Annotated in this window: 13 protein-coding genes; 8 read left to right on the top strand and 5 right to left on the bottom strand. The window is 73.5% G+C overall.

From position 1 onward, the window contains the following. Position 1: 1 nt before the first annotated feature. Positions 2-1,387 carry a 4-aminobutyrate--2-oxoglutarate transaminase gene (gene gabT, locus ABME01_RS05935; RefSeq protein ID WP_353827446.1) on the bottom strand — a complete coding sequence of 462 codons (1,386 nt, stop codon included), beginning with the start codon at positions 1,385-1,387 and terminating at the stop codon, positions 2-4. Between the two features lie 103 nt (positions 1,388-1,490). On the opposite strand from gabT, the gene ABME01_RS05940 reads away from it, so the two are divergent. Next, positions 1,491-1,970, top strand: a complete 480-nt coding sequence (locus ABME01_RS05940) for an OsmC family protein (protein WP_353827507.1) — start codon at positions 1,491-1,493, stop codon at positions 1,968-1,970. A gap of 12 nt (positions 1,971-1,982) precedes the next feature. On the opposite strand, the gene ABME01_RS05945 is transcribed toward ABME01_RS05940, so the two are convergent. Continuing rightward, on the bottom strand, positions 1,983-2,897 hold the full coding sequence (locus ABME01_RS05945; protein ID WP_353827447.1) for a hypothetical protein: 915 nt from the start codon (positions 2,895-2,897) through the stop codon (positions 1,983-1,985). A gap of 87 nt (positions 2,898-2,984) precedes the next feature. Continuing rightward, entirely contained in the window at positions 2,985-3,746 is a 762-nt protein-coding gene (locus ABME01_RS05950) for a lysophospholipid acyltransferase family protein (RefSeq protein WP_436407401.1), read from the bottom strand. Between the two features lie 87 nt (positions 3,747-3,833). Here ABME01_RS05950 and ABME01_RS05955 point away from each other — a divergent pair, with 87 nt between their 5' ends. The 6 genes from ABME01_RS05955 to ABME01_RS05980 all read left to right on the top strand — a co-directional run bounded on the left by ABME01_RS05955 (position 3,834) and on the right by ABME01_RS05980 (position 9,348). After that, positions 3,834-4,475, top strand: coding sequence for a 4'-phosphopantetheinyl transferase family protein (locus tag ABME01_RS05955; RefSeq protein WP_353827448.1), 642 nt, complete (start codon positions 3,834-3,836; stop codon positions 4,473-4,475). 23 nt (positions 4,476-4,498) lie between these two features. Next, positions 4,499-5,584 carry a 1-deoxy-D-xylulose-5-phosphate reductoisomerase gene (dxr, locus tag ABME01_RS05960; RefSeq protein ID WP_353827449.1) on the top strand — a complete coding sequence of 362 codons (1,086 nt, stop codon included), beginning with the start codon at positions 4,499-4,501 and terminating at the stop codon, positions 5,582-5,584. 120 nt (positions 5,585-5,704) lie between these two features. Then, positions 5,705-7,030, top strand: a complete 1,326-nt coding sequence (locus tag ABME01_RS05965; protein ID WP_353827450.1) for a M50 family metallopeptidase — start codon at positions 5,705-5,707, stop codon at positions 7,028-7,030. 82 nt (positions 7,031-7,112) lie between these two features. After that, entirely contained in the window at positions 7,113-8,276 is a 1,164-nt protein-coding gene (locus tag ABME01_RS05970) for a sensor histidine kinase (RefSeq protein WP_353827451.1), read from the top strand. Next, positions 8,273-8,935 (top strand): response regulator, encoded by a 663-nt coding sequence (locus ABME01_RS05975; RefSeq protein ID WP_353827452.1) that lies wholly within the window; start codon positions 8,273-8,275, stop codon positions 8,933-8,935. The genes ABME01_RS05970 and ABME01_RS05975 overlap by 4 nt, the downstream gene beginning before the upstream one ends. A gap of 122 nt (positions 8,936-9,057) precedes the next feature. Next, positions 9,058-9,348, top strand: a complete 291-nt coding sequence (locus ABME01_RS05980; RefSeq protein ID WP_353827453.1) for an SHOCT domain-containing protein — start codon at positions 9,058-9,060, stop codon at positions 9,346-9,348. A 73-nt stretch (positions 9,349-9,421) separates the two neighbouring features. Here ABME01_RS05980 and ABME01_RS05985 read toward each other — a convergent pair whose 3' ends face one another. After that, positions 9,422-10,702: a low temperature requirement protein A gene (locus ABME01_RS05985; protein WP_353827454.1), complete on the bottom strand. Its 1,281-nt coding sequence runs from the start codon at positions 10,700-10,702 to the stop codon at positions 9,422-9,424. Between the two features lie 71 nt (positions 10,703-10,773). After that, positions 10,774-11,958, bottom strand: coding sequence for an acetyl-CoA C-acetyltransferase (locus tag ABME01_RS05990; RefSeq protein ID WP_353827455.1), 1,185 nt, complete (start codon positions 11,956-11,958; stop codon positions 10,774-10,776). Positions 11,959-12,109: 151 nt separating this feature from the next. Between ABME01_RS05990 and ABME01_RS05995 the strand changes: the two genes are divergently transcribed. Continuing rightward, complete coding sequence (locus tag ABME01_RS05995; RefSeq protein ID WP_353827456.1) at positions 12,110-13,309, top strand: substrate-binding domain-containing protein; 1,200 nt, start codon at positions 12,110-12,112, stop codon at positions 13,307-13,309. The last annotated feature ends 96 nt before the right edge of the window (positions 13,310-13,405 follow it).

Raw genomic sequence — 13,405 nt, forward strand, 5'->3', positions numbered from 1 at the left:
GTCAGCCGAGGCTCGCGAAGGCGTCGTCGAGCACGCCGAGGGCGTCCTCGATGAGCTCGTCGGTCATCCGCAGGCTCGGCAGGAAGCGCAGCACGTTGCCCCAGGTGCCGGCGCTGAGGAAGAGCACGCCGTGCTGCGCGGCGTACGAGACGACGGCGGCGACGGCTCCGGCGTTCGGCACCTTGGTCGTCTCGCCCGTTCCCGCCTCGACGAGCTCGATCGCGAGCATCGCCCCGCGCCCGCGGATCTCGCCGATGACGTCGTACTTCGCGCGCAGCCGCTCGAGGCCGGCCGTGAGCGTCGCCTCGATCCGGCGACCCTCGGCGAGCAGGTCCTCGTGGTCGATCGTCTCGAACACGGCGATCGCCGCCGCGCAGGCGACGGGGTTCCCGCCGAAGGTGCCGCCGAGGCCACCGGGCTGCGAGGCGTCCATGATCTCGGCGCGACCCGTGACGGCCGCGAGCGGGAAGCCCGCGGCGACGCCCTTCGCCGTGAGCACCAGGTCGGGCACCCAGCCGAAGTGCTCGGCCGCGTAGACGCGGCCCGTGCGCGCCATCCCGGACTGGATCTCGTCGGCGATCATGACGACGCCGTTCGCGGTGCACCATTCCTGCAGCGCGGGGAGGAACCCGTCGGCGGGCACCATGAAGCCGCCCTCGCCCTGGATGGGCTCGACGACCAGGCACGCGAGGTCGCTCGCGCCGACGACCTTCTCGAGGTAGCCGATGGTGCGCGCCGCAGCCTCCTCGCCGGAGAGCCCGTCGCGGTACGGGTACGAGCTGGGCGCGTGGTAGACGTCGCCCGCCAGCTGTCCGAAGCCGGTGGCGTAGGGCATGGCCTTGTAGTTCATCGCCATCGTGAGGTTCGTGCGGCCGTGGTAGGCGTGGTCGAGCACGGCGACCGCGCGCCGACCCGTGTGCTTGCGGGCGATCTTCACGCCGTTCTCGACCGCCTCGGCGCCCGAGTTGACGAGCACGCTCTTCTTCGGGAAGTCGCCGGGCGTGTGCCGCGCGAGCAGCTCCGCGACCTGCACGTACTCCTCGTAGGGCGTGATCGTGAACAGGGTGTGCAGCACGTCGCGCGACTGCGCGATCGCGGCCTCGACGACGCGCGGCGGCGTGTGCCCCGCCGTGGTCACGCCGATCCCGGCGCCGAAGTCGAGGAACCGGTTGCCGTCCACGTCCTCCAGGATCGCGCCGTGGGCGCGCTCGATGTAGACGGGCAGGACGCTCGAGACGCCCGCGGACACGACCGCGGCGCGGCGCGCCTGCAGTTCCTGCGAGCGCGGTCCGGGGATCGCGGTGACGATCCGTCGCTCCTGCGGCACGGCGGCCGGGATCGCCGGCTCGGCGGACGGGGCGTCGACGGGGAGCTGGGTGTCAGTCATGATCAGCCAAGCCTATTACCGGTCGGGCTGGGCGGCGTCGCCGGTCCGGTGCAGAATCGACGGCGGGCGCGACCGCCGCGACCATCCCGAGGAGAGGACGGCCATGCTCGGCGAGCACCACTACGCGATCCGGCTGGAATGGCAGGGCGACCGCGGCGAGGGCACCTCGTCGTACCGCGCCTACGGGCGCGAGCACGCGGTGCGCGCCGACGGCAAGCTGCACGAGATCGCCGGGTCGAGCGATCGCGCCTTCCACGGCGATCGCGCCCGGTGGAACCCCGAGGAGCTCGTGCTCGCCGCGCTGAGCCAGTGCCACATGCTCTCCTACCTGCACGTCGCCGTGAACCACGGCGTGGTGGTGGTGGCGTACGAGGACGCCCCGACAGCCGTCCTCCGGGAGGACGGCCGCGGCGGCGGGCGCCTCGTCGGGGCCGTGCTGCGCCCTCGCGTGACGGTCGCCGAGCCGGGCATGCGCGAGGCCGCCGAGGCGATCCACCACGAGGCGTCCGAGAAGTGCTTCATCGCGGCGTCGGTCGATTTCCCGGTCGGCCACGAGCCGGAGACGCTGGTCGCCGAGCGCTGATCGCGCGGCTGGTCAGGGCAGCGCGCGAGCGGCCCCGAGCCCCGTCCCGGGCGGCGCGGGCGCCGGGCACGGGTAGCCGCCGACGAGGCGCGAGCAGGGCGGGAAATAGGCGGGCAGTCGCTCGTCGAGGGGGTCGCCGAACCACCGGTTCCAGATCCGCCAGAAGTTGAGGTTGCCGTAGGCCGAGCATCCGTCGCCGGCGGACGGATCGGCCAGCAGTGCGTCGTTCGGCTGGTACGGCGTGTAGTTGTACAGGTTCGCGGTCGCCTGGTTCCGGATGCGCACGACCGACGCGCCGCAGGCGGTATCGGGGTGGAACCCCACCTCCACGCGGCCGATGTGGAACTGCCGATCCGGCTGGACCGTGTACTGCCGGAACTGCCACGCCGCGCGGTAGACCTGGTTGAAGAAGCCGAAGTAGCGCTGGTCGCAGTCCGCCGTGTCCGGGCACCCGTACCCCGTTGCGCGTTCGTACCCGTACGCGGTCGGGCGCGTGAGCAGGGACTGCTCCTTCTGCAGCAGCACCAGCAGCGTCCGCGGGCTCACGCCGCAGGCCTCGGCGACCCGGGCGATGATCCGGCTCGCCGGGACGTCCTCGCCCGGCGCGACGGCGTCGCAGTGGCGCGGTCCGGCATCGGGGATCGCGGGGAGGTCCTGCGCGTAGTCCGCGAGGCACGGCACGTCCTCGACGGGGCGGCAGTCACGCGACTCGAGGAAGTCCTGGACCTGCCGGGCCGTCATCGCGCCCGAGTCGTAGAACGCGTCGTCGCTGACGATGAACCCAGGGTCGAACTGCGCGGTCGAGGGGATGCGGCGGTCGGCGGTCGTCAGGTCGCGCTCGATGCCGGTCGTGGTCGTGCACGCCGACAGCAGCAGCGCGGCGGATGCCGCGACCGCCGCCACCCACGTGCGTGCCGCCGTCCTCACCGGGCCGACCCTACCGGTCCGCGTCGCCCGGGCGCTGGGAATCGCCGCGGCCGGCTCCGGCGGAGCGAGCCGGGAGCACGGTCCGGATCAGACCCGCTCGCGCGGCACGACGCGGTCGGTGAGCTTCGCGATCGCACCCTGCGGCGGCACCTCGTTGTACGCGTTGGCGAGCTCCTGCCCGCTGAGCGCGTGGATCGCGGCCATGATCTCGTCGGTCGCGGCTCGGCGCGCGCGTCCGGAGGTCGGGGCGCCGTGGTGTGCGAGGTCGATCGGCTCGCCGAAGCGCACGGTCACGGGGCGCACCCGCGGCACGGACGTGCCGACGGGCTGGATCTCCTCGGTGCCGACGAGCCCGACCGGGACCACGACGGCCCCGGTCGTGAGCGCGAGCCACGCCACGCCGGTGCGACCGCGGTAGAGGCGGCCGTCGATCGACCTGGTGCCCTCGGGATAGAGCGCGAACGCGCTGCCCGCCTCGAGGATCCTGCGCCCCTGGTCGAGTGCGGCCTGCGCCTGCGCCCCGGCGCCGCGTTCGACGCTGACCGCTCCGATCGCGGTGAAGAAGGTCCGCGAGATCCACCCCCTCGCCCCGGTGCCCGTGAAGTAGTGCGACTTGGCGAGGAACTGGACCGGCCGAGGTGCTGCGAGCGGGATGACGATGCTGTCGACGAACGACAGGTGGTTCGACGCGAAGATCACCGGACCGGTGCGCGGGACCCGCTCCGCGCCGGTGATGGTCGGGCGGTAGATCATCCGGACCAGCGGACGGAGCACGCCGCGCACGAGGCCGTACACCGGGCCGGGCCGGGACGGCTGGGCGGGGACGGCGTCGGCCTCGATCTCACTCACCCGCACGACGCTACGTCAGCCCGCATGCACGCCCCGGAATATGGGACGTGGCATGACCGGCCCGCGCGAGTGCGCCATCATGGGCGGATGGACACTCCGGGCGGCGAGGTCGTCGAGTTGGACGGCACGGGGGTGCGCGTCGCGGTCGTCGCAGGCGGCCGTCGTCCACGGGGCGTGGCCGGGCTGCTGCGAGCGCACCTCGCCGCGTCGGCGGGCGTCCCTGCCGACGACGTCGAGCTCGACGAGGCCTGCCCGGTGTGCGGGCTGCGCCACGGCAGTCCCTCGGTGCGCTACCCGACCACGCCGTCCGGCGGGACCTGGTACGCGGATGCCGCGACCGCCGGCGGCGTCGTCGTCGCGGCCGTCGGGACGCGCCACCCGGTCGGGGTCGGCGTCGAGGTCGTCACCCCCGAGCCGTCGCCGGTGCTCGACGCGGCCGCGCTGCATCCGGACGAGCGCGCACGGCTGGACGCGCTCGACCCCGGCTCGAGGCCGCTCGTGCGCGCGCAGCTGTGGGCGCGCAAGGCCGCGCTGCTGCGCGCGGTCGGCCACCTCGACGTGCTCGAGCCCGCGCGGATCGCGCTCTCGGTACCCGGCGACGACGACGGCGAGGCTCGCGTGCGGCGCGGCGTCCCCGAGGTCGGTCCCGGTTGGGCGGAGCTGCGGATCCTCGACCTCGACGTGCCGGGCCGGGTCGCCGCATCCGTCGCACTGCTCCCGCGCCGCTGAGACCCGGCCCCTAGAGTGGTCGGGTGCGCACGGTCATCATCCTCGGGTCCACGGGTTCCATCGGCACGCAGGCGCTCGACGTCATCCGGGCCAATCCGCGGCGCTTCGACGTCGTCGGCCTCGCGGTGGGGTCCAACCGCGCGGAGCTCGAGCGGCAGGCCGATGAGTTCGGCGTCGAGCACACGGCCGTGGGGGTCGAGGAGGCGGTGCAGCTCGTGCGCAGCGTCGACGCCGACGTCGTCCTGAACGGCATCACCGGGTCCGTGGGGCTCGGCCCGACCCTCGCGACGCTCGAGCGCGGGACGACCCTCGCGCTGGCGAACAAGGAGTCCCTGATCGTGGGCGGCGACCTGGTGACGCGGCTGGCGGCACCGGGGCAGATCGTGCCCGTCGACTCGGAGCACTCGGCCATCGCGCAGGCGCTGCGCGCGGGCGCGCACGCGGAGGTGCGCCGGCTCGTGCTCACGGCCTCGGGCGGACCGTTCCGCGGCCGCCGCCGTGAGGACCTCGCCGAGGTGACCCCGGCGGAGGCGCTGGCCCACCCGACCTGGGACATGGGCCTCGTCGTCACCACCAACTCGGCGACCCTCGTCAACAAGGGCCTCGAGGTGATCGAGGCGCACCTGCTCTTCGAGGTGGACTACGACCGCATCGACGTCGTCGTGCACCCCCAGTCGATCGTGCACTCGATGGTGGAGTTCGTCGACGGCTCGACCATCGCCCAGGCGTCCCCGCCCGACATGCGCCTGCCGATCTCGCTCGGGCTGGACTGGCCGAACCGGGTCGCGGCCGCGGGCGCGCCGTTGGACTGGACGACCGCGCAGCAGTGGAGCTTCGAACCGCTCGACGGCGAGGCGTTCCCCGCGGTCCGGCTGGCCAAGCAGGTCGGCCGTGCGGGTGGGGAGTACCCCGCCGTCTTCAACGCCGCGAACGAGCAGGCGGTCGCGGCGTTCCACGCGGGCCGGATCGGCTTCACCGGGATCGTCGACACCGTGCGGGCGGTCGTCGACGCGCACGAGGCCGCGTCGGGCACCCTCACGGTCGAGTCCCTCGCCGAGGCCGAGCGGGTCGCGCGGCGCGCCGCCGACGCGCGCATCGCCCGCGCCTGACCCGGCGCGGGCCTCGCGCGCGGCGCGCGCCGGGCGGCACCGACGGACCGTGATCGCGCCGTCGCCGCGTTCCCAGCCCGCGGACAGCCCGTCCCGAGCCAACGCCTCTACGATGACGGGGTGGAATCCGTGCTCGCATTCGTGATCGGCGTCGCCATCATCGTCGTCGGCCTCGCCCTCTCGATCGGCCTGCACGAGATCGGGCACCTCGTGCCCGCGAAGCTCTTCGGCGTCAAGGTGACGCAGTACATGATCGGCTTCGGGCCGACGATCTGGTCCCGACGGAAGGGCGAGACGGAGTACGGCGTCAAGGCGATCCCGCTCGGCGGCTACATCGCGATGATCGGCATGTTCCCGCCCGGGAAGGACGGCGCGACACGCGAGGACAGCACCGGATTCCTCCGCGGCCTCGTCCAGGACGCGCGTGACTCCAGCGCCGAGTCCATCACCCCCGGTGACGAGCACCGCGCCTTCTACCGCCTCCCGGTGTGGAAGCGCATCGTCGTGATGTTCGGCGGGCCGTTCATGAACCTCGTGCTCGCCGTCGTCCTCTTCGGCGTGCTGCTGATGGGATTCGGGGTCACGCAGGCCTCGACGACGATCGGCACCGTCTCCGAGTGCGCCCTGCCGGCCACGAGCGAGCGGCAGACGTGCGAGTCGGGCGACCCCGCGGCGCCCGGCGCCGAAGCGGGCATCCAGCCGGGCGACACGATCATCGCCGTGGACGGCACGCCGATCTCGTCGTGGACGGAGTCGACCGAGATCATCCGCGCACACCCCGGCGAGCAGATCCCCGTCGTCGTCGAGCGCGACGGCGACGAGGTGACGCTGCAGGTCACCCCGCTGCTCAGCGAGCGCTACGCGACCGACCAGCTCGGGCGGGTGGTCACCGGGTCCGACGGCGCCCCGGTCACCATCGAGGTCGGCTTCGTCGGCATCGGGGCCGCCACCGAGACCGTGCGCCAGCCGGTCACCGCCGTCCTGCCGATGGTCGGCGAGAACGTGCAGGCCGTCGGCGGCATCATCCTGAACCTGCCCCAGCGCATGGTCGACGTCGCCAACGCCGCGTTCGGCAGCGAGGAGCGGGACCCCGACGGGCCGATCTCGGTCGTGGGCGTCGGGCGCGTCGCCGGCGAGATCGCGAGCCTCGACGAGGTGCCGATCGCCGCGCGCGCCGCCGGGCTCGTGGGCATCCTCGCCTCGCTGAACGTCGCGCTGTTCGTGTTCAACCTGATCCCGCTGCTGCCGCTGGACGGCGGGCACATCGCGGGTGCCCTGTGGGAGGCCATCCGCCGCGGGTGGGCGAAGGTGCGCCGCCGCCCCGACCCGGGGCCCGTGGACCTCGCCAAGCTCATGCCCCTCACCTTCGCCATGGTCGTGATCCTCGGCGGCATGAGCGCGCTGCTGATCTACGCCGACATCGTCAAGCCGATCAGCGTCCTGTAGCCGCGGGTACTCCCGGGGGAGTACCCGCGCCTGCGCCCGCCGGCGGATCCGACGGCCACCGGGCCGGCGATACGATCGTGGGATGCCCCAGTCGACGTGGGACGCCGGCCGCCACGACGGCGGCCCCGGTCGCTTCCGCCCCTCGCCGGCGTTCGCGCTCGTCGCGCCGGTCGTGGCGAGCGTCCTGGTCCAGGTCCCCGGCACGATCGTCGTCCTGGCGTGGCTCCGCCCGGCACCGCTGCTCGCGCTGGCGCAGCTGGTGCTGGCGCTCGCCGGCCCACTCGCGCTCCTCGCGGCGCGTCGCGCACCCGGCGCGACGGTCGCGGTCGTCACCGCGCTGGCCCTGGCCGACCTGCTCCTCCCGCCGGCCGAGGGCCCGCCGTACGTCGCGCTCGCGTTCGCCATCGTCCTCGCCGTCGCGCGAGGGGCGATCGGCTGGGCCGTCGCCTCGGTCGCCGTCGGCTGGACCGCGGCCATCGTCGTCGGAAGCCTCCTCGGCGCGACGTGGAATCCGCTGCGCGTCGCCGGCACGACCGCGGTGCTGGTCGCCTGCTTCGCGTTCGGCAGCGCGGTGCGCGTGCGTCGGGAGCGACTGGCGGCGTACCGCGCCGAGACCGCCCGTCGGCGGCGCACGGCGGAGGAGCAGGAGCGGATCCGCATCGCGCGGGAGCTGCACGACGTGATCGGGCACGCCCTCTCGCAGATCAACGTCCAGGCGAGCGTCGGCCTCCACCTGATGGATCGCGATCCGGACCGGGCGCGCACGGCGCTCGAGAGCGTGAAGGCGACCTCGAAGACCGCGCTCGAGGAGGTGCGAAGCGTCCTCGGCGTCATCCGCTCCGACGGCGAGGCGCCGCTCGCGCCGCAGGCCGAGCTCGCCGAGCTGCCGCGGCTGGCGGCCGGATTCCGGGCGCCCGGGTTCGACGTCGAGGTGGTCGACCGCCTCGGCGAGGCCCCCGGCCGTGCCGTGCAGTTCGCCGCGTACCGGATCGCGCAGGAGGCCCTGGTCAACGTGGTGCGCCATGCCGGCGCCGGACGCGCGGTCGTCGCGGTCGAGTCCCTCGACGGCGACCTGCTCGTCACGGTCGACGACGACGGCACCGGGATCGACGGCGCCGACGAGGGCAGCGGCATCCTCGGCATGCGCGAGCGTGCCGCGCTGCTCGGCGGCACCGTCGAGTTCGAGCGCTCGCCGCTCGGGGGAGCGCGCGTCACGGCGCGCCTGCCGTGGGGAGCCGCCGCATGATCCGGGTGGCGCTCGCCGACGACCAGGTCCTCGTGAGGGCCGGGTTCCGGGCCCTGCTCGAGGCGGAACCCGACATCGAGGTCGTCGGCGAGGCCTCGACGGGCGAGCAGCTGCTCGAGCTCGTGCGCTCGGCGCCGACCGACGTCGTGCTCATGGACATCCGGATGCCGGGCGGCGACGGCCTGTGGGCCACGGAGCAGATCGCGGCCGATGCCTCGCTGGCGGCGGTGCACGTCGTGGTCGTCACGACGTTCGAGCTCGACGAGTACGTCGCACGGGCGGTGCGCGCGGGCGCCAGCGGGTTCCTCGTCAAGGACACCGAGCCCGAGGACCTCATCCGCGCGGTCCGCGTGGTCGCGGGCGGCGAGGCGCTGCTCTCGCCCGGCGTGACGCGCCGGCTCCTGGAGCGCATGGCGACCGGCCTGCGCGCCGAGCCCGATCGGGAGGCGCTCGCGGCGCTCACGGACCGCGAGCGAGAGGTCCTCCGCCTGGTCGGGCAGGGTCTCACGAACGACGAGATCGCGGCTGCGCTCGTGCTGAGCCCGCTCACGGCGAAGACGCACGTCTCGCGCATCATGTCGAAGCTGCACGCGCGGGATCGCGTCCAGCTCGTCGTGGTCGCGTACGAGTCCGGGCTCGTCGCACCCGGCTGGACGTAGCGCGGGGCTGCTCCCGTCGGAGTAGCGGAGGTCACTCCCCGGGGCCGATGCGCGGGCCCCGGAGGACCGGGAGGCTGTCCTCGACGGCCCCGACCGGGGCCGCACGATCAAGGAGTCCCGCCATGTCCACCTCGCTCGTCGCCGCATCCGTCCTCGCCCACGCCGGAGCGTGGGGGCCCGGATCCGGCTGGGTGTTCCTGCTCGTCCCGATCCTCTGGATCCTCGTCATCGGACTCGTCGTGTTCCTCGTCTCCCGCCGACGTCGCGCCTGGTACGGCGCCGGCGGACCGCCGTGGGCGCGTGCGGGGTCGGCCGAGGCGACCCTCGGCGAGCGATTCGCCAACGGCGACATCGACGAGGCGGAGTACCGCGCCCGCCTCGAGGTGCTGCGGGCGAACCGGCCGACCGGATGAGGACGCCGGCCGGCGGATGAGGGACGGGTCCCGTGGCGAGCACCGCGGGACCCGTCCGTCGCGCGCGGGCGGCTCAGGCGAGCGATCGGGCGAGCGCGGCCGCCTGGTGCCGGTGGCCGATCGTCTCGTAGCCGATGATCACGACCAGGGGCGAGAGCGAGGTGATCACGATCCCGGTCCCCATGCTCGCGCCCGAGGCGACGGCCATCACCGCGGCGATGAGCGGGATGAGGCTGCCGAGGTAGAGCACGATGTGGAACGGGTCGAACTCCCGGAGCAGGGCGGTGTAGATCGCGAACAGGGCGGTCGAGTAGGCGGCGACCGGGACCACGACGGTCAGCACCGCCGTGGTGTCGTCGATGTGCGCGGTGCCCTCGATGACGTAGGCCGCGACGTGCAGGCCCGCCCCCGTGGCGGCCAGGGAGCCGAAGATCGCAAGGTGCCCGTACCCCCATGCGAACCCGCGTTCGCGGTGGCGGGCGAGCACGGCGCCCGAGGGCATCGTGAAGTACACCCACCACAGTCCGAACGCCAGCATCGTGCCGCCGACGGTCACGAGGACGGCCTCGACGTCCCAGCCCTGCTCCTCGACGACGGCGCTGATCGCGAGGATGGTGCCGAGCACGATCTCACCGAGCGTGATGATGACGAGCAGGCCGTACCGCTCGGCGACGTGGTGCGCGTGCCACGGCGTCCGGCCGCCGACGCGCTCGGCGATCACGGGACCGGCCAGCTCGAACAGGACCAGCGCCAGCCAGGCGATGAAGGTCGTCGACAGCGGCGGGTTCGCCACGAGCAACAGGATCCAGCCGACCTGGGCGGTCGAGACCAGCACGACGTAGGCCAGCGCGGCCCGACGGTGCTCGGGGTCGTGGCGTGCCGCGCGGATCCAGAGCGCCACGACCGCGACGCGCATGATCACGTACCCGATCACGACGACGCCGTTCTCGAGTTCGCCGCCCTCGTCGATCGAGTGGAACGCCCGGGGGAGCCCGAGCGCGAGCACGATGACCCCGATCATCACGACCATCGTGGCGACGCGGAAGAACACGTCGTCGTTGTCGTACGCCGAGGCGAGCCAGGTGAAGTTGATCCACGCCCACGCGATCGCGAACGCCGCGAACACGAAGCCCGCGGTCGCCGCACCGAAGTGCCCGAGCTCGAGCAGGTGCGCGGTCTGGCTCCCGGCGGCGCTGAAGGCGGCGACGAAGACGAGGTCGAAGAAGAGCTCGAGGGGCGTCGCCGAGCGGTGCGGCTCGTCGGGGTCGCGGCCGCCCATCGGGCGCAGGCGGTGGTCCAGGCGCGTCGGGCCGGACCCGGACCGCCCCCTCGCATCCGACCTCGTCTCGCTCATCCGCGCCTCCTCGTCGAACGGGCCCGTGCCGTGGTGCCATTGCACCACAGCACGGGCCCGTCCGCCGCGGGTCAGCGCGAGAGCAGCAGGGCCTCGCCCTGTCCGCCGCCGCCGCACAGCGCGACCGCGGCCTTCCCGCCGCCGCGACGCGAGAGCTCGAGCGCCGCGTGCAGCGCCAGACGAGCGCCGGACGCGCCGATCGGGTGGCCGAGCGCGATCGCCCCGCCGTGCACGTTGACCTTCTCCGCGTCGAGCGACAGGTCCTTCATGGACTGCAGCGAGACGGCCGCGAACGCCTCGTTGATCTCGACGAGGTCGAGGTCGCCGGCCTGCCATCCGCCGCGGTCGAGGGCGGCCGCGATGGCGTTGGAGGGCTGGGAGTGCAGCGAGTTGTCGGGGCCGGCGACCTGGCCGGAGGCGCCCACGAGGGCGAGCCACGGCAGGCCCCGCTCCTCGGCCCAGGCGCGGCTGGCGACGACCACCGCGGCGGCGCCGTCGGAGATCGGGGAGGAGTTGCCGGCGGTGATCGCGCCGCCCTCGGCGAAGGCGGGACGGAGCCTCGCGAGCGTCTCCGGCGTGGAGTCGGGTCGCACGCCCTCGTCGGCCGAGACGACGATCGGGTCGCCCTTGCGCTGCGGGATCTCGACCGGCACGATCTCGTCGTCGAAGATCCCGTCGGCCTGAGCCCTGCCGGCGCGGACGTGCGAGGCGGCCGCGATCTCGTCCTGCTCGGGGCGCTCGAGGCCGTACCGGGCGTTGAACCGCTCGGTGGAGGCGCCCATGGACTCGTGGTCGAACGCGTCGGTGAGGCCGTCGTGCGCGGTGACGTCGAGCATCTCGACGCTGCCGTAGAGGTGGCCCTTGCGCGAGCCCGGCAGCACGTGCGGGGCGTTGGTCATGGACTCCTGGCCGCCGGCGACGACCACGTCGGCCTCGCCGAGCCGGATGAGCCGGGCGGCGTCGGCGATGGCGACGAGACCCGACAGGCAGACCTTGTTCAGCGTGATCGCGGGCACCCGCCAGGGGATGCCGGCGGCCACGGCCGACTGCTTCGCGGGGTTCTGGCCGGCCCCGGCCTGGAGCACCTGGCCCATGATGACGGCGTCGACGTCGTCGGGGGAGACCCCGGCCTTCTCGATGGCGCCGCGGATGGCGATCGTGCCGAGCTCGACCGCGCTCAGGCTGCCGAGGTTGCCGGCGATGCGGCCGAAGGGCGTGCGGGCGCCGGCGACGATGACGACGTCGGGAAAGCTCATGAGGGTGGGACTCCTTCGTCTCGGGTGCCGACGTGCCGGATGGGCGGTCGGCTCGGGTTGCGCGTCGTGCGCGATCGACTCTAGTGTACGTTCCTGAGACCTGAACCACCCGTCAGGTTTGACACCGTCGTCACCCAGAGAGGCTCACAGCATGCGAGTTGCACCCAAGTTCCTCGCGCCGGCGCTCGTCGCCGCCGCGGCGCTCACACTGGCCGGTTGCGCACCGACCACCGCCGCCGGGGGAGGCGACGCCGATGCGGCGGACGCCGCTCCGGTCGCGATCGGCATGATCACGTCCGAGACCGGCCCGCTCGCCGCCTACGGCGAGGCGTACGTGGCGGGCTTCGAGGCCGGCCTCGACTACGCCACGGACGGCACCGGGGAGGTCGACGGCCGCGAACTCGAGATCACCTGGGAGGACGACCAGGGCAACCCCGACACCGCGGTCGCCAAGGCCAAGGACCTCATCGGGCAGGGCACCAAGGTGCTCGCCGGCACCGTCGCCTCGGGCATCGCGCTCTCGCTCGCCGAGCAGGCCGAGCAGAACGAGATCCTCTACATCTCCGGACCCGCCGCGGCCGACCCGATCACCGGCGTCAACGACTACACGTTCCGCTCGGGCCGCCAGACCTACCAGGACGTCGCGACCGCCGGCACCTTCATCGGCGACCCCGCCGGCAAGAAGGTCGTGGTCTTCGCCCAGGACACCGCCTTCGGCCAGGGCAACCTCGCCGGCGTCGAGGCCGTGCTCGGCGGCCAGGGCGCCGAGGTGCAGGGCGTGCTCGTCGCCGAGGACGCGACCGAGTTCACGCCGTTCGCCCAGCAGCTGATCGACGCGGACGCCGACCTGGTGTTCGTCGCGTGGGCCGGCGCCTCGTCGGGCGCGATGTGGACCGCGCTGCAGCAGCAGGGCGTGTTCGAGAGCGCCCCCGTGGTCACCGGCCTCGGCGACGTCGCCACGTACCAGGCCTACGGCGACGCCTCCGGCGACATCTCGTTCCTCAACCACTACTTCGGCGGGGCCGCGGGCACCGACATCGAGGACGAGATGATCACGCGCCTCGAGGAGGCCGGAGCCGCCCCCGACCTGTTCTCGGTCGACGGCTTCGTGGCCGCGCAGATGATCGTGCAGGCGGTGCGCGAGGGCGGCGACGACGTCGACGCCATGATCGAGGCGCTCGAGGGCTGGACCTTCGAGTCGGTCAAGGGCGAGGTCACCGTCCGCGCCGACGACCACGCGCTCATCCAGCCGATGTACCAGGTCAAGCTCGTCGAGGGCGCCGACGGCTGGGCTCCCGAGCTCGTCGAGACCGTCGACGCCGAGACGGTCGCCCCGCCGGTCGCGGGCTGACCCGACCCGCTTCCAGCGACCAGCACGGAAAGGACCTCGCGAACATGACCCCGCACCCGGCGCTCGAGCTCGAGCACGTCTCCCTCCGCATCGGCG

It is taken from the genome of Agromyces litoreus (genome assembly GCF_040496015.1).
Taxonomy (GTDB): Bacteria; Actinomycetota; Actinomycetes; order Actinomycetales; family Microbacteriaceae; genus Agromyces; species Agromyces litoreus.